Consider the following 14,820-nt stretch of genomic DNA (forward strand, 5'->3'; position numbering starts at 1 on the left):
TTTTATTTTTTATTGTCGATAATTATCTATAGTGTTCGAGTCTCGCCGTCGTACTAAGAATTCCCTCCCTGCAAACGCTGGGAAACCCGCAAGACCCGCAGCTCGCGAGAGTGCGGGTTTTTTGTTGCCTGGCCATCGCGCGATTCGCGCCATGCTTCGCGCTTGCCTCGTTCCTGCTTTCCCCTGCCGTCCGCGCCGGCATTGCCCTGCAGGGCCGCTTGCCGTCACAATGACGGCAGCAATCAGGAAAGGGAAATATGTCGATCCAAACGTTGGGCCGCTGCGCGGCGGTGGTGTTTTTTGTCGGGCTGGTTTCCGGATGTTCCTCGACCGGCTCCGGGACGGTAAGCCGATTGTTCAACGAGTGCACGTGGAATCGCAGCGAATGCCTCTACGAAGGGTCGTATGAGCCCGACGAGGAAGCATATGCGGAAGAAGAGGCGCAACGCCTGAACCGGGAACAATCCGGCCGGTTGCGCTTCTGGTAATGCGCTGGCGCCGGCGCGCGCCTGTGCGCCGGCGCCAGCTGCGCGATCGCCCCGGAATGTCTGCTTACGCGTTGATGCCGAGTCCATCAACAAAAAGGTCGTTCGCGTGGTCCTTTTGTGTGACACTGCATGATTCGGCCGGCCCTCGCCGAGGGCCGGCCGGCCTGTCACGGGTTCCAGTGAAACCAGCCAGCAGAGGCAACTTATGGACCTGGACGTCAAGTCGATCATGGAGCGTTTGCCGCATCGCTACCCGATGCTCCTGATAGACCATGTGGCCGATATGGTGCCGCAGCAGAAGATCACGGCGATCAAGAACGTTTCCGCCAGCGACCCTTTCCTGGCGGTGGGCCAGACCATGCCCGCGGCGCTCATTGTCGAGGCGATGGCACAGTCGGCGGCACTGTTCTCCTTTGCCGACGAAGGCAGCCAGCGCCGGCCGGACCAGGGCCAGGCTGTCTATTATTTCCTGGGAATCGATGGCGCGACGTTCCTGAGGCCGGTGGTGGTGGGCGACCAGTTGCGCCTCGAAGTGCGGGCGGTGCGGCTCAGTCGCGCCATTTGCAAGTACCGGGGCCAGGCATTCGTGAAGGATGACTTGGTGGCCGAGGCGACGATCCTGTGCGCCATACGCAGTTCGCCCGAATCGCCCGCGTAGCCGGCGTGGTACTGTAGAAGGCCTACATCACCCTACCTGAGGCGTCGAATCATGAGCAAATCGAAGATCGACGCCCAGAGCGTCGTCAAGGTGCAGGTTGGCGCGCTTACCGGCCCGAGCGATGCGCTGATGCTGCGTATTTCGTATGCCAGCCGGGAGATGGCCGCGGGGCAGGAAGCGGACGCGACGTCGCAGGTGAAGGTATATGCCCTGACCAATGACCAGGCGGAAGACCTGGCGATGCAACTCAATAGCGCGTTGCGCTGGATCGAGGGCAAGCCGCGCGACCGGTTTCACTGAGCGTGCGCCCGGCAGGGGGCGGCGGCTCATTTGCAACTTGGGTTGACTTCCGGGGCAGGTGCGTCCATAGTGGACGCGATCTTCAAGTGTCGTGATCGTTGTGCGGTCATGCACGATTACCGTGCCATCATTGTCCTCAGTCCTTCCTTGATCGTCTGTTCGAGCAATCGCTCGAACGTTATTTTTATTAGGGAAGTACTATGGAAACCGGCATCGTCAAATGGTTCAACGCTGAAAAGGGCTTCGGCTTCATCATGCCCGAAAACGGCGGCAAGGACTTGTTCGCGCACTTTTCGGAAATCGAAAGCGAAGGCTTCAAGTCGCTGGAAGAGAACCAGCGCGTGAGCTACGTGTCCTCGCAAGGGGCCAAGGGCCCGCAGGCCACCAAGATCCGCGTGCTCTGACGCATCCAGCGTTGGAAAAAAGCCCTCTGGAAAGAGGGCTTTTTTGTTGCGGAAACGGCGAGCTAGTGCTTCTTGCCCAGCATGCTGTCGCGTGCCTGCTCGGCCCGCGACGCGCCGATCGCGGTTTCCACCTTCTTCACTTCCTCGGGCGGCGGCAGCACGGCTGGCATGCCCAGCGCTTCTATCCAGAGTTCGCGGGTCCAGCCTTTGGTGTGGTAGAGGTGGTGGTCCTCGTCCTTCTCGACGGCGTCGAACGCCTGCTTGAGCACCTTCGCGGTCGTGCCGTTCATTTTCTCGGCCAGCAGCCCGATCAGTTCCCAATTCAGATGATCCTTGGTTTCGGCCAGCACCACGCATTCCGCGGCGACGATCTGCGCGGCGGCCGGGTCGCCTTGCGTCTTCGCCATGCCGATGGCCTGGACCAGCGACTTGCCGTGGTGCGCCACGACGGCGCGCGAGGGCACGTCGGCGTCGGGGTCCAGCCCCAATTGTTCAAAGACGGTCAGCAGGACCTGGCGATGCGTAGTGGTTTCCTCCAGGTAGCCTTGCCACTCTTCTTTCAGGTCGTCATTGATCGCGCAGCCGATCGCGGCCTGGTATACCTGTATGCCGCCCATTTCTGTTTCCAGGGCCTGGTAAAGCAGGTCTTCGACCTGGTTGGGTTTGATGCTTGCTGTCTTGGCCATTGTGGTCTCCGGATGTGGGAATATCCCTCGCGGGCCTGTGAGGGAACTCCCGGCCATCCGCAAATGGCGTGCCTGGCCAAAGGGTCAGCTCTTGCCCGAGGCGTCCAGCCGCTTGACCTGTTCGGCGTGTTCTTTGCGGTCTTGTTCAAGCACGCGCAGTTTGTCGGCGAAGGCCGACAGCTCGTTGATCCAGCCCACCAGCATGCAGGCGTTGCAGATGGCGAGCGCCACCAGGAAGCCGGCCACGAAAGGCAGCCAGGGCCCGCCGCCCGGCCCGTCGGCCAGCATGCCCAGCGCGTACAGCAGGACGCCCACGGCGGCATTGAAGGCGAAGGCCCGCCAGAACCGTGCGCGCATCTCGGTGCGCTTGACAGCATAGCGGTCGAGCTCGCGCGCGCGCAGTATGCCCGCGCCGGTGATGTTGTGGAACTGGCGGAAGAACCAGCCCAGCAGGCCCGTGACCAGTACATTGATGCCCGACAGGCTCTTGATGGTGGTGGAAGCGCCAACGACGGGCAACAGCATGGCCGCCCCGCCATATGCCAGGGTAATGATTGCTATCACAGACCATCTGGCGAATCGGGTCATGGGGTAATCAGGCGGAAATCACCTTGTTGCGGATGAGTTCACCGAGCCAGGTCGTCATGTCCGCATAGAAGGCGTCGATGTCCGGCACGCCGTCCAGCGACCTGAGCGGTATCGTACTACTGATCTTCAAATCGTTGCCCGCGACGGTGGTGCCGTCAGCGAGCTGCAGCGCCACGGTATTTTCTTCCTGGTCGCGCAGCGCGATGCCCAGGTTGTCCATGAGCCGGACCGTATCGCCCGGCTGGGCGCGGCTGCGTTTCGGGTAGCGGATCTCCAGCCATACCTCCAGGTTGCCGTCGAAGACCGCGTCTTCGATATCCAGGCGGGCGTAGCTGTCGTCGCCCATGAAGCCCCGGATCAGGGACAGCACGGTCGGGTCCGGGGTCAGCTTGGCGACGTTGCGCGCTTGCTGGGCGGCCAGCTTGACGGCGGAGTCATCCGGCGCCGTGTGCGGGGCCTGGTTCATGAAGGGGCGGCCGATGGATACCGCCTTTACATGGGACTTGCGGATCCGTTCTTTGGTGGCTTTCTTGGGCTCGTCGACCAGGGCGAGGCCGGCGTCCGGCCCGATGGCCTGGCACTGGTCGCGCAGCAGCCATGCCAGGTGTTGTTCCAGCCCGCTGGCGCGCAGGCTGGCCGATTGCACGAGCGCGACGTGGTTGTCGATCAGGGCGAAGAACAGCACGCCGGGCACGAACTGCTGCTGCGTGCCGTTCATCTTGGGCGGCTGCAGCGCCGCCATGACCAGCGATGCGGCGTCGGGGTTGTCCTCGACCACCAACTGGTGGCTGCCGCGCTCGAAAGTCAGCAGCGTGCCGCACAGGGCGGCGCCGATCTGCCGTGGCTGGTTGATCACGCGGCAGGCGTCGGCGGCCGCGTCGATGGTCTCGAGCCGGTCCTTGATGCGTTTGCGATCGGCGAGCGCGGCGGCCAGCAGTTGCTGCAGTGTCTGGGTATTGGCCGGCTGCAACTGGTTGCGCCGGTAGTAGACCTTCCTGGTGCTTGTCTTGCTCGTCGCCACTTCACCCTCCCTTGGATTGGTCCAGCGGCCACCGATCGGCCCGCGGCTGGCGGGCGATGCGCACGGATTCCATCCTGCCTGGTGACTAGAACATAACAAGTCCAGGTGGAGGTATTGATAAATAAGCATGTGCCGGGCGGCCGAATACTGTAATTATATCCAGTATATTGGCCGGCGCTATCGTGCCGGCGAGCTGCTGCGCAGCCAGGTTTCCCCCGGTTTATTTTCAGCGGGTTTCAACCACGGGCGGCGGCGGCGCGGCACCTCCGGCGGGTTGCGTCGCGTCAAGGTCCGACGCGGGCCAAGTGGCCAATATCGGGTGTCCCTCATCAACCGGAGATAGCAAATGAGTAGTACGGGCACCTGTTGGCAGGATTCCCCGCACGGCTATGGCGTAGTCAGCCGCTGCCTGCACTGGGGCATGGCGGTGCTGTTCGCGTGGCAATTTGTCGGCGCGGTCCTGCATGCCTGGGACCGCGAAGCGGCGGTCACGCGCTGGTTCTGGTCGTCGCACGGGTCGCTGGGCGCGGTGTTGCTGGCGCTGGTCGTGCTGCGCGGCATCTGGGGCCTGGCCAGTGCGCGCCGCCGCCCGCCGGCGGACCCGAACATATGGGGGCGCTTGTCCAGCGCGGGCCATCTCGCGCTGTATGCGTTGATGCTCATCGTGCCGGTCGTCGCCATGTTGCGAACTTACGGCCGCGGCAAGGGGTTTGCCGTGTTCGGGGTTCCGGTGCTCGAAGCCTCGGGGCAGGAAATCCCTTCGCTGATGGCGGTGGGCAATGCGCTGCACGGCCTGGCGGGCTGGCTGCTGCTGGCCCTGGTCGCCGGGCACGTCGCCATGGTGGCGGTCCATCAGTACGTGTGGCGCGACGGAATCGCCGGGCGCATGCTGCGCCGGCGCTAATGCTTGTTCACGCTTTTAGCGGGAACAAGCCCTGGCGTCCGCTTCGTGCGTTGGTCCCGGCCAGTCGGCCGGCCGGGACGGCCGCCTGTCAGTCGAATACGTCGAACAGTACGTCCGCCACGATGGCGGTGCCGATGGCCACCAGGATCAGGTCGGTGCCGGCCACCCGCCATTCGTAGCCAGGGTGCACCGGCAGATGCGCCAGCATGGGCCCGGGAACCATCTTCTTGGCTATGCCAGGGGGCAGGGGCTTGCCGCGCGCCAGGTTCTTGCGGATGCCGGGTGGCAGGCTCGAATAGCCCGTGACGCCATAATCCACCGCATAGCCGCGTGCGGTCGATACGCTGATGCCGGCGGTCGTCAGGGAAATACCGACATTCACGTCGCCATCGCCGCCGCCTCTGTGGCCACCGTGGTCGCCGCCCTTGGACTTGCTGTTGCCTTGGCCGTTGCCCTTGCCGCCCTTGTCGCTGTTGCCCTTGCCGTTGCCCTGCCCGCCAGCCTGGGCCGGCTTGCCCTTGCCTTCGGGAGGCGCCGCCAGCGCCTGACTGGAAAGCGCGCCGCAGCAGGCGGCCGCCAGGACGAGTATGCCGAGAGAAGTGCGCATGATGTGGCCCTTTTTTTGTGTAGTGGCAAGGGAAGTGTAGTGCGTCCGCGCCATCCGGCAAGCGGGAAAAGGCAGCGAGGCTTTACGGTGGTTGCCAGGTATTACCGCGGCGTGCCACGGGTACAGCGCTTGCGGAGGCCGTCCGCGCCCGCATTCCGCGGGCGAACCTGCCGGGAGAGTCTCATGTTTGCACACAACAAGCGCTTGCAGTACACCGTCCGCGTCCGGGAAGGGGATCCGGGCCTGGCCAACTTGCTGCTGGAACAATTCGGCGGGCCGCAAGGGGAACTGGCGGCGGCCTGTCGGTACTTTACCCAAGCCATCGCCGAGGACGACCCGGGCCGCAAGGACATGTTGTTCGACATTGCCACCGAGGAGCTGAGCCACCTGGAGATCATCGGCACGCTGGTGGCGATGCTGAACAAGGGCGCCAAGGGTCAATTGGCCGAGGCGGCCGAGAGCGAAGCCGAGTTGTATCGCGCCCTGCACGGCGCCGGCAATGATTCGCACGTGACCCAGGTGCTATATGGCGGCGGGCCGGCGCTGACCAATTCCGGGGGGCAGCTCTGGAACGCCGGCTATATCGATACCATCGGCGACCCTTCCGCCGACCTGCGCTCGAACATCGCGGCCGAAGCCCGGGCGAAGATCATCTATGAGCGGCTGATCAACGTGACCGACGATCCGGGCGTCAAGGAAGCGCTGGGTTTCCTGATGACGCGCGAAGTGTCGCATCAGCGTTCGTTCGAGAAGGCGCTGTACTCGATGCAGCCGAATTTTCCGCCGGGCAAGCTGCCCGGGGACCCGCGCTTTGCCAATGTGTATTTCGACATGTCGCAAGGCGAGGGCAATACGCGCGGCTCATGGAACAGTGACGCCAATTTCGAGATGGTGTCCGACCGCGACCGCCAGTGCGCGGTGGATGGCGACGATGGCATGCCGTCGGTCGGCCTGACGGCGGAGCAGCAGGAGGCCTTGCAGGCGCTGGTGTCGCGCACCGCGTCGGCGCCCGACGCGGATCCTGTCACAGGGGCGGACCTGGGCAGCGGCGGCGAGCCCGCGCGCACCAAGTAGTCCGCCGGAACGCCGGAACTACTGGAGCCCGGCCGCCGCCTCGTGTGCGGCCGGGCTCCATGCGGCAGGCGCGCGGCCTAGCGCTTGGCCTTGTCTTCGGCGTAGTCGGAACGCAGCAGATATTGCCGGACCACCCCGGCCATGTTCTGTTCCAGCCACGCAGCCATGGCGAGTTCTTCGCCCAGGATGCGCTCGCAGGTCTGCTGCGTCTGGATGTCGCCGACCACTTTGGCGGCCTCGACCAGGTTGCGGTAGGCGGCGATTTCCATGTGTTCGAACGCGTAGCCGAACATGGCGCCCTTGACCACCTCGTCGCCCACCAGCATGCCGGAGAACGCCTGCGCGGCGCCCATGGTCTTGCCGGCCGCCACTTTGAGCACCGACGTGTCGCCGCCACGGCTCTCGATACATTGCTTGACCAGGCGAGCCTGCTCGCGCGTTTCCTGGATATGCTGCTCGATCCGCCGTTTCAGGTCGGGATAGTGCTCCAGCCGCGACGCCATGCCCTCCAGCATGCTTTCGGCCTGCTCCTCCATGGCGTGGGCGTCGCGCAGCCAGTCCATGAAGTGTTTTTCGGCCTCGTGTGTGGGTGTCTTGGTTTCCATGAGTGGTACCCCCGCGGGATGAAATGGAGAAATGGCCGCACCGCAGGAATCGTGCCCGGCGCGGCCGCCGCCCTGGCGCGGGTATGCAGCTTGCTGGAATCCCGGCTCGTTGTCTCATCCATTCCACGAGAGAGAGTCATGGCCGCCAAGACATTGCAGGACCTGTTCATTCACGAGCTATCGGATATCTACAGCGCCGAGAAGCAATTGACCAAAGCGCTGCCCAAAATGGCCCGGGCGGCGACCAATCCGAAATTGTCGGAAGCATTCCAGGCGCACCTGGAAGAAACGCAGGGCCAGATCGAACGCATTGACCAGGTAGTGGAGCTTTGCGACATCAAGCTCAAGCGCATGAAGTGCGTCGCCATGGAGGGGCTGGTCGAAGAGGGCAAGGAGGTGATCGAAGAAATCACCAAAGGGCCGGTGCTCGATGCCGCGCTGATCGCCGCCGCGCAGAAGGCCGAGCATTACGAAATTTCAAGCTACGGCACCTTGTGCACCTTTGCCCGGCACCTGGGATTCAAGGATGCCGAGAAACTGCTGTATCAGACCTTGCAGGAAGAGAAATCGACCGACGAGAAGCTGACCAAGCTGGCGGAAAGCGAAAGCAATCCGCAGGCCGAGCAGAAGGGCAAGTAGGCGCCGGCCGGGCCGCCGCCGCGCGCATGCCGGCGGCTGTTCAGAACAGCCTGAGCCACTGCCATGCGTCCTGGGCGCGGCACCAGCCGCGCACCAGCGGGCCAGGCAGCCAGGTGGGCACCGTGTTGCAGAGTTCGTCGATCTCCAGGCCGTCGGCGCGCATGTCGGCGACCTGCTCGGCCGAGGCTTCGAAAGGAATGTCCCAGCGGGGGTGCACGGTGATGGTATAGCGTTTTCTCATGGCGGGTCCGTGGCGCGTGGCTGCTCTTGGAGAGCAATCCCCGTGCCTTCGCCCCCGCCGGACGCTCGCCGCTAGGCGGCCTCCCACCCGTAGACGCTGCGGCCGGCATAGCCGGCAGAAGCGCGCCGTTCCTCGTCGATGAAGTCCGGCAGCGCCGGTCCGCGCGCCGCCCGTTCCAGGCGCCGCGCCTGCTGGTCGAGGCGGCGCAAGGCCTGCAGCCGTTCGTCGTTGCCGAGCGCGGCCTTGGCGACCGCCGCCTTCATGACCTCGATGGTCTGGTCGTATACCGCCAGGGGCACCGGGTAGGGGTGTCGGTCCTTGCCGCCGTGCGCCAGCGAAAAGCGCGCCGGATCGGCGAACCGGCAGGGGGCGCCGTGCACGGCCTCGGCCACCAACGCCAGCGAGCGCACGGTGCGTTCCCCCACGCCCGGCACCAGCAGCAGATCGGCGAAGTCGCGCGGACCTCGTTCGGCTGCCGCCGCCAGCGCGCCGTGCAGGCGCTGCAGGTTGACATCCTTGGGCCGCACGTCGTGGTGCGCCGGCATGGCCAGATGGGGCAGCGCCAGTTGCGCGGGTTCGGCTTGGCGAGCGACCGGTGCTTCCCCGTGCGCGGCCAGGGCGGCTGCTTCTTGCACGATGAAATCCGGCCCGTCTTCCAGCAGCAGGGCGAGCTGGCCGCGCCGCGACGCCGCCGCGCGCCGGTCGGTCAGGTTGACGATATGGCCCTGGTTGACGCCATCGATGGCGGCATGCGGCGCATCGACGAAGCTGCGCATGTCTTCCGAGAGCCAGTGGTAGCGGCGCGCCAGCCGGCTATCGCCGTTCATGCCTTGCTGCACGACCGCCCATTTGCCATCGTCGGTGACGATGAAACCGTGCAGATACAGCCCGAAGCCGTCCTGTACGGCGGCGCTGTCGACCTTGGCGACCAGCCGGCTGGCGCGGGCCAACGCATCGCTGTCCACGCCTACGCGCTCGCCCAGCGTCGCCAGTTCGTGCGGCGTCTTGCGCGAATGCTGGCCGCGCCCGCCGCATACGTGAATGCCCAGTTCGCCGGACAACGGTGCCAGCCCGCGTTTGAGCGCGCCGATCACGCTGGTGGTGATGCCCGACGAATGCCAGTCCATTCCCATGACGGCGCCAAAGGACTGGAACCAGAAAGGGTGCGCCAGCCGGCGCAGGAACTCGTCGCGGCCGTAGTGGTGCACGATGGCCTGTGTGATGACGGCTCCCAGGCGCGACATGCGCTGGCCCAGCCATGCCGGGACGCGGCCGCCATGCAACGGCAAATCGGCGCTGCCGGCGCGTCGCATGGGCAAATCTCCCAAAAAAACCGATACCAGGCCTTATAGTACCGAAGCGCTGGCGGTCAGCGGCGCCGCGGCGGTTCGCCGCTGTTGCGCGTTGGGCGCCGCTCCATGCAAAAGGGCGCCCGCAAGGGCGCCCCGGCACAGCCAGAAGGAATGCCGCCTCACTCGTCGGTGAGGTGTTCCGGGTCGAGGTGGGGCAGGGGTTTTTCCTTGCGATGCACCAGCAGTGTGATGCCCCACATGACGATGCCCAGCGCCAGCAGCCAGCCGGCCACCTGGTACTGGATCGGGTCGCGGCCGGTCAGCGGCGTGACCAGGAACACGCAGGCTACGGCCCCGAGCACCGACAGCAGCGTGTTGGCGCGGAAGTGCTCGTGCTGCACGCGGTCGCGGCGCAGCACCAGCACGGCGATGTTGACGAAAGCGAAGACGGCCAGCAGCAGCAGCGCCGTGGTGCCGCCCAGTGCGCTGATGGCCTTGGAGTTGCTGGTCGACACCAGGATGATCAGGCCCAGCGCCAGCGCGGTGGTGAACAGGATGGCCGACCACGGCGTGCGGGTGCGGGTATGCACGTACGACAGGAATTTCGGCAGCACGCCCTGGCGCGACATGCCGTAGAGCAGGCGGCTGGCCATCATCATGTTGATCAGCGCCGAGTTCGCCACGGCGAACATGGAGATGATCGGCATGATGGTTTCCATGGGCAGGCCCGGCGCGGCCCGCTTGACCACCAGCACCAGCGGCGTCGAGCTGGCGGCCAGCTCGCCGACCGGGATCAGCGCCACGGCGCAGATCGACACGAGCACGTAGATGACGGCCGTGATGCCCAGGCCCGTCAGCATGACCTTGGGGAAGATGCGGTGCGGGTCATGGGTTTCCTCGGCCATGTTGACCGAGTCCTCGAAGCCCACCATGGCGAAGAAGGCCAGCGCGGTGGCCGATGTGATGGCCAGGAACACGCTCTTGTTCTCGGGCGTTTCGAACGCCACGACCCGCGAGAAATCCGCCTGGCCGCCGGAGATGGCGTAGAAACCCAGCAGGATGACCAGCAGCAGGCCGCTGAGCTCGATGAGCGTGAGCACGACGTTGGCCTTGACGCTTTCCGAGACGCCGCGGAAATTGATCACCATGACCAGCAGCATGAAGCCCAGCGCGCCGAGGGTCACCAGGGTGGGGTCGGCTTCCATGCCCAGCGACACGAACAGGTTGGCCGAGAAGGCGCGCGATGCGGTGGCGGCCGAGGTCAGGCCGGAGCACATCACGGTGAAGCAGACGATGAAGGTCAGGAAATGGATGCCGAATGCCTTGTGCACATAGAGCGCGGCGCCCGCGGCGCGCGGGTATTTGGTGACCAGTTCCAGATAGGAAAAGGCCGTCAGCAGCGCCACGAAGAAGGCGACCAGGAACGGCGCCCATGCCGCACCGCCGACTTCCGCGGCGACCTGGCCGGTCAGGGCGTAGACGCCCGTGCCCAGAATGTCGCCAATAATGAACAGCAACAGCAGCTTCGGGCCCATCACCCGCTTCAATGGGGTGTGTTCCATGCTGTCTTGGGTAGACATGCTTGTTCTCCTCCGGTTTGAATCTAGATGGCTCAAGGACGCAAGTATCGTTCAGGACGGCGGCCCGCGTCCTTCAGTTCTGTGTCACTTTTATTAACCAGAGGTGTCAGAAATGGGTACGGATAAAGCGGCGCCCCGCCTCGCCGGGCCAGCCGCCGGCCGCGTGGCGGCTGGCTCGCCCGGCGACGGGCTTCAGCCGGCGGCGCTGCGGTAGTCGGCGGCGCTGAAAAAAATCGTATTGTCGGCGGACGCCGTATCGCCCGGGCTGTCTGCCTGCGCCGGCCCGGTCGGGTCCAGGTCGGCTCCCAGAAGGAAAAGTTCGGCGTGGACCAAGGCATCGATGAAGTTCGCCATGACGGCTCCTTTCTGTGGAAGGTGGTGGGGAAGGGCTGGTGTTGTTATCCCCCCGCGTCGATGGGTTTCATGTTGCGTCAGCTGGCATGCCGCGGTCCATTTGTTTTGCTCAATGGCGCCGATTGCCTCTTTTTTCCTTGCCGTCCGCGCGGTTATTCGGCGGGACCCCATACGCGATGGTCGCGCGGGGTGTCCAGGCGATAGTCGCTGTAGCGGCGCGTGAAGAATTCGCGCCCGAGCGTCTCGGCGGCCAGCAGCGGCTGGTTGGGGTCGCGCGCGACTTCGCCGCGGCTGTTGCCGACGCCATGCACGATGCCGATCAATTGCGAGTGGGTATAGCGCGCGAACTCCTGGACCTGGTGCGTGATGCCCAGCCCTACGCCGGGATAGCTTTCCTCCGACGCCAGGGTCAGTCCCAGCCGCTTGTCGCCCATGCGGGCCAATACCTCGGCCGAGCGCGGGTGCGATGCCGAGTAGTAGGTGAACGAGCGGTCGAAGAACGCCTTGGTCTGGGCCGACATGCCGTACCAATACACCGGCGTGCAGAAGACGACGCCGCGGGCCGGCAGGAACATATCCAGGAATAGTTCGCCATAGCGGTCGCCGGGCTGGCCCCGGGTGCCGGCGGCGCGCTCGTCGCGCAGGAAGCCGTCGATGAAGTCGTCCAGGAAATGGACCGCGGCGGCCGTGCCAGCCTGCCGGGCGCCCCGTTCGACGGCCTGCGCCAACAGCGCGCTGTTGCCATCACGGCGGGGGCTGCCGACCAGGATCAGCAGGTCGGAGTGGGGTACGGATGAATTCATATTATCTTCCTCGGCAAAATGGGTGAGCGGTAATGTGCAGGATTGATGAGCTGCCAGGTAGAATTTAGGGATTGCCCAAGGTATCCACAATTGAGCAATGCTGAGCCTGGATGAATTGAAATCATCTATATGGGTGTTTCCGCCTCATGTTTGCCCACTTGCCTGTCAGTGCCCTGCGCGCCTTCGAGTCGGCCGCCCGCCTGCAAAGCTTCAAGCGCGCCGCGGCGGAACTGCATGTCACGCCCACGGCCATCTCGCACCAGATGAAGAGCCTGGAGCAACGGCTGGGGCTGGCGCTGTTCGAGCGCCGGGCCCGCGCCGTCAGGCTGACCTCCGCCGGCGAGACGCTGTTTCGTGCCGTGCACGGGGCCTGGCTGGATATTGCGCAGGCGCTGCAGCATGTGCAGCCCGTGCTGAGCGCCAGCATGCTGAACGTCTCCACTACCCATTCCTACGCGGCCCTTTGGCTGGTGCCCCGGCTGGGGCGCTTCCACGAGGCCTGGCCGCAGTACCAGGTCAACCTGTCCAGCACGGCCACAGTGGTGGACCTGGCGCAGGACGCCAGCGTGGATGTGGCCATTCGCTACGGCACCGGCGCGTATCCGGGGTTGCACCGCGTCTGCGCGCTCCAGGAACATTTCGGCGTCTATGGGGCGCCCGCGGTGGTGGCCGCCGTCACGCCGGGACGGCGGCCGCCGCTCATCAGCGTGCACTGGCGCGATTCCCGGCTATACGAGAACGGCTGGCGCGACTGGTGCGCGCGCGCCGGGGTCGACTGGCTGCATGCCCGGGGCCCGGACCGCGTCTATGAAGAGGAAAACTATGCGCTGCAGGCGGCGGTCGCCGGCCAGGGCCTGGTGCTGGCCAGCTCCATCATGGCGTCGGACCTGGCCGCGCGCGGCCTGCTGGCGCCCTGCCGGCCCGAGTTGAGCGTGCCCGGCGCCGCGTACACCGCCCTGTGCGTGCCTGGCCGCGAGCGCCATCCGCCGGTGCGCGCCTTCCTGGGCTGGCTGCAGGGCGAGATGGGCGAGGCGCCGGCTGGCTAGCCCTACTGGTTGTATTGCTCCACCACGTCCAGCAGCGTGCATTCCGACAGGTCGAGGTAGGTTTCGAGTTCGCGCAGGGCGCCGGCGCGGTTGTCCTTGCCCAGGTGCTGGTAGATGCGCTTTTCGCGGCGGATCCAGTCGGATGTCTGGATCTGGCTTTCATCCGGGTGCGAGGCGAATACCAGGCGCAACTGGGCGCATAGCGTCTGGAAGAAGTCGTCCAGCAAGGGGCTGCCCAGCATGGCGACGATCTGCTGGTGGATTTGCAGGCTGAGCGTGCCGACGTCGCGCCACCGCTTGCCCGCCAGCGCGCGTTCCGCCATGTCCAGCGTGGTGCGCATGGCTTCGAGGGCCGCCGCGTCGAGCGGGCGGCCCCGGGAGATGGCGTGCAGTTCCAGAGCGCGGCGCGCCGCATAGATGTCGCGCAGTTCGCCGCTTTGCATGCGGCGCACCACCACGCCCTTGTGGCGCACGAAGGTGGCGAGCCCTTCGCGGCCCAACTGGTGCAGGACTTCGCGTATGGTGTTGCGGGAGGCCTCGTACTTGGCGCTGAGATCGACTTCCACCAGTTGCGTACCCGGGGGCAGCCGCCCGCCGATGATGTCGTCCCGCAATTGCCTGCTGATCCGGTCGGCGATAGGCGTTCCCGGGCTGAACGCCTGGGCGGTGCGCGTTGTCAGTCTTTCCATACAACCTGTTCGGGATGCATGCCGTGGCTGCCCCGGTAGGGCGCCACTTCGGGCGGCGCCCAGTTTACCAGCAAGGCGGGGTCGAGATCGTAGATCTCCACGCCCAGCGGCCGGCATACATCGATGGGGTCGCGCGCGTCGGGGCCCCACATCGGCACCGACAGGTCGCCGCCCGGGCAGGTGGACATCGCGCACAGCAGGTCTATTTCGGCAAAGAACTCCAGGTAGTCGCCCTGCTTGGCCGGGCAGGCCTTCATGAAGTACTGATCGTCGTCGTTCAGGCCGGTGCACTGGAAGACATTCAGCACATCGTGCACGTCGTACTCGGTCAGGCCGTAGGGGGCGACAGCGCGCGTCAGGTTCGAGTGGCAGTGGAAGTGGAAATCCTGGCCGGTCAGCAAGCGGTTCACGTAGGGGTCGCAGCGCGTACCCAGCAGGTCGTGGACCCGGCCGCCATCGCCGTCCACGCCGTAGCCAGCCAGCGAATCGTCCGTGATGGTGACCATCGGCCGCAGGAACGGCAGTGTCGACCACAGCCGGTCATGCGTGCTCACGTGCGCCTGCTGCAGTTGCCGGGTGCGGGAAGCCCACATGCGTTCGCGCGGATTGTGCAGGTTCCAGAGGTTCAGGTCCGCCACCTGCGGGCCTTCGACCGTGACGATGCGGAATACTTGTCCCGCGCGCACTTTCCAGGCGCGGCCGCTGCGGATCGGCACCACGAAGGATTCCGCCAGCTTGCGGCTGTCCTGCGCCGCGGCGATCCGGTCGTAGAAGGCCTTGTCCACGCTCAGGACCGAGCCCTTGGTGACTTGATAGGCGGCTGGGTAGTTCGACATGCGTG

General features: G+C 65.3%; 20 protein-coding genes. 8 read left to right on the forward strand and 12 right to left on the reverse strand.

Annotated features, from left to right (window positions below; translation table 11 throughout):
• Positions 1 to 257 precede the first annotated feature (257 nt).
• The 4 genes from ACKTT0_RS14560 to ACKTT0_RS14575 all read left to right on the forward strand — a co-directional run bounded on the left by ACKTT0_RS14560 (position 258) and on the right by ACKTT0_RS14575 (position 1,850).
• The gene (locus tag ACKTT0_RS14560) at positions 258 to 488 is read left to right on the forward strand and encodes a hypothetical protein (protein ID WP_407850567.1); all 231 of its coding nucleotides are present in this window, start codon (positions 258 to 260) and stop codon (positions 486 to 488) included.
• Positions 489 to 693: 205 nt separating this feature from the next.
• Positions 694 to 1,146: a 3-hydroxyacyl-ACP dehydratase FabZ gene (gene fabZ, locus ACKTT0_RS14565; RefSeq protein WP_407850568.1), complete on the forward strand. Its 453-nt coding sequence runs from the start codon at positions 694 to 696 to the stop codon at positions 1,144 to 1,146.
• A 51-nt stretch (positions 1,147 to 1,197) separates the two neighbouring features.
• Positions 1,198 to 1,446, forward strand: a complete 249-nt coding sequence (locus tag ACKTT0_RS14570; RefSeq protein ID WP_407850569.1) for a hypothetical protein — start codon at positions 1,198 to 1,200, stop codon at positions 1,444 to 1,446.
• A 200-nt stretch (positions 1,447 to 1,646) separates the two neighbouring features.
• Positions 1,647 to 1,850, forward strand: coding sequence for a cold-shock protein (locus ACKTT0_RS14575; RefSeq protein WP_028356487.1), 204 nt, complete (start codon positions 1,647 to 1,649; stop codon positions 1,848 to 1,850).
• Positions 1,851 to 1,912: 62 nt separating this feature from the next.
• On the opposite strand, the gene ACKTT0_RS14580 is transcribed toward ACKTT0_RS14575, so the two are convergent.
• From ACKTT0_RS14580 to ACKTT0_RS14590, 3 genes are all read right to left on the reverse strand, one after another.
• Positions 1,913 to 2,536, reverse strand: coding sequence for a hypothetical protein (locus tag ACKTT0_RS14580; RefSeq protein WP_407850570.1), 624 nt, complete (start codon positions 2,534 to 2,536; stop codon positions 1,913 to 1,915).
• Positions 2,537 to 2,620: 84 nt separating this feature from the next.
• Positions 2,621 to 3,061, reverse strand: coding sequence for a hypothetical protein (locus tag ACKTT0_RS14585; RefSeq protein WP_407850571.1), 441 nt, complete (start codon positions 3,059 to 3,061; stop codon positions 2,621 to 2,623).
• A 70-nt stretch (positions 3,062 to 3,131) separates the two neighbouring features.
• Complete coding sequence (locus ACKTT0_RS14590; protein ID WP_407850572.1) at positions 3,132 to 4,145, reverse strand: hypothetical protein; 1,014 nt, start codon at positions 4,143 to 4,145, stop codon at positions 3,132 to 3,134.
• 346 nt (positions 4,146 to 4,491) lie between these two features.
• Here ACKTT0_RS14590 and ACKTT0_RS14595 point away from each other — a divergent pair, with 346 nt between their 5' ends.
• The gene (locus ACKTT0_RS14595) at positions 4,492 to 5,049 is read left to right on the forward strand and encodes a cytochrome b (RefSeq protein WP_407850573.1); all 558 of its coding nucleotides are present in this window, start codon (positions 4,492 to 4,494) and stop codon (positions 5,047 to 5,049) included.
• 88 nt (positions 5,050 to 5,137) lie between these two features.
• Here the strand turns inward: ACKTT0_RS14595 and ACKTT0_RS14600 are convergent, their stop codons facing one another.
• Complete coding sequence (locus ACKTT0_RS14600) at positions 5,138 to 5,656, reverse strand: anti-virulence regulator CigR family protein (protein ID WP_407850574.1); 519 nt, start codon at positions 5,654 to 5,656, stop codon at positions 5,138 to 5,140.
• A 183-nt stretch (positions 5,657 to 5,839) separates the two neighbouring features.
• On the opposite strand from ACKTT0_RS14600, the gene ACKTT0_RS14605 reads away from it, so the two are divergent.
• Positions 5,840 to 6,730: a manganese catalase family protein gene (locus ACKTT0_RS14605; RefSeq protein ID WP_407850575.1), complete on the forward strand. Its 891-nt coding sequence runs from the start codon at positions 5,840 to 5,842 to the stop codon at positions 6,728 to 6,730.
• A 77-nt stretch (positions 6,731 to 6,807) separates the two neighbouring features.
• Here ACKTT0_RS14605 and ACKTT0_RS14610 read toward each other — a convergent pair whose 3' ends face one another.
• A complete protein-coding gene (locus ACKTT0_RS14610; RefSeq protein WP_407850576.1) occupies positions 6,808 to 7,335 on the reverse strand; it encodes a ferritin-like domain-containing protein in 528 nt (175 codons plus the stop codon).
• Positions 7,336 to 7,473: 138 nt separating this feature from the next.
• Between ACKTT0_RS14610 and ACKTT0_RS14615 the strand changes: the two genes are divergently transcribed.
• The gene (locus ACKTT0_RS14615; protein ID WP_407850577.1) at positions 7,474 to 7,974 is read left to right on the forward strand and encodes a YciE/YciF ferroxidase family protein; all 501 of its coding nucleotides are present in this window, start codon (positions 7,474 to 7,476) and stop codon (positions 7,972 to 7,974) included.
• Positions 7,975 to 8,014: 40 nt separating this feature from the next.
• Here ACKTT0_RS14615 and ACKTT0_RS14620 read toward each other — a convergent pair whose 3' ends face one another.
• The 5 genes from ACKTT0_RS14620 to ACKTT0_RS14640 all read right to left on the reverse strand — a co-directional run bounded on the left by ACKTT0_RS14620 (position 8,015) and on the right by ACKTT0_RS14640 (position 12,244).
• Positions 8,015 to 8,215: a hypothetical protein gene (locus tag ACKTT0_RS14620; RefSeq protein ID WP_407850578.1), complete on the reverse strand. Its 201-nt coding sequence runs from the start codon at positions 8,213 to 8,215 to the stop codon at positions 8,015 to 8,017.
• 71 nt (positions 8,216 to 8,286) lie between these two features.
• Positions 8,287 to 9,528 carry a DUF763 domain-containing protein gene (locus tag ACKTT0_RS14625; RefSeq protein ID WP_407850579.1) on the reverse strand — a complete coding sequence of 414 codons (1,242 nt, stop codon included), beginning with the start codon at positions 9,526 to 9,528 and terminating at the stop codon, positions 8,287 to 8,289.
• Between the two features lie 158 nt (positions 9,529 to 9,686).
• Positions 9,687 to 11,087 (reverse strand): APC family permease, encoded by a 1,401-nt coding sequence (locus ACKTT0_RS14630; protein WP_407850580.1) that lies wholly within the window; start codon positions 11,085 to 11,087, stop codon positions 9,687 to 9,689.
• Between the two features lie 192 nt (positions 11,088 to 11,279).
• Positions 11,280 to 11,441 carry a hypothetical protein gene (locus tag ACKTT0_RS14635; RefSeq protein WP_407850581.1) on the reverse strand — a complete coding sequence of 54 codons (162 nt, stop codon included), beginning with the start codon at positions 11,439 to 11,441 and terminating at the stop codon, positions 11,280 to 11,282.
• Positions 11,442 to 11,593: 152 nt separating this feature from the next.
• Positions 11,594 to 12,244, reverse strand: coding sequence for a flavodoxin family protein (locus ACKTT0_RS14640; RefSeq protein ID WP_407850582.1), 651 nt, complete (start codon positions 12,242 to 12,244; stop codon positions 11,594 to 11,596).
• A gap of 146 nt (positions 12,245 to 12,390) precedes the next feature.
• Between ACKTT0_RS14640 and ACKTT0_RS14645 the strand changes: the two genes are divergently transcribed.
• Complete coding sequence (locus tag ACKTT0_RS14645; RefSeq protein ID WP_407850583.1) at positions 12,391 to 13,290, forward strand: LysR substrate-binding domain-containing protein; 900 nt, start codon at positions 12,391 to 12,393, stop codon at positions 13,288 to 13,290.
• Positions 13,291 to 13,292: 2 nt separating this feature from the next.
• Here the strand turns inward: ACKTT0_RS14645 and ACKTT0_RS14650 are convergent, their stop codons facing one another.
• Entirely contained in the window at positions 13,293 to 13,979 is a 687-nt protein-coding gene (locus ACKTT0_RS14650) for a GntR family transcriptional regulator (RefSeq protein ID WP_407850584.1), read from the reverse strand.
• Entirely contained in the window at positions 13,967 to 14,815 is an 849-nt protein-coding gene (locus tag ACKTT0_RS14655) for an urea carboxylase-associated family protein (protein ID WP_407850585.1), read from the reverse strand. Before ACKTT0_RS14655 ends, ACKTT0_RS14650 begins: the two co-directional genes overlap by 13 nt.
• Positions 14,816 to 14,820 lie beyond the last annotated feature (5 nt).

It is taken from the genome of Bordetella saccharivorans (assembly GCF_045862855.1).
Classification (GTDB): domain Bacteria; phylum Pseudomonadota; class Gammaproteobacteria; order Burkholderiales; family Burkholderiaceae_B; genus Bordetella_A; species Bordetella_A petrii_F.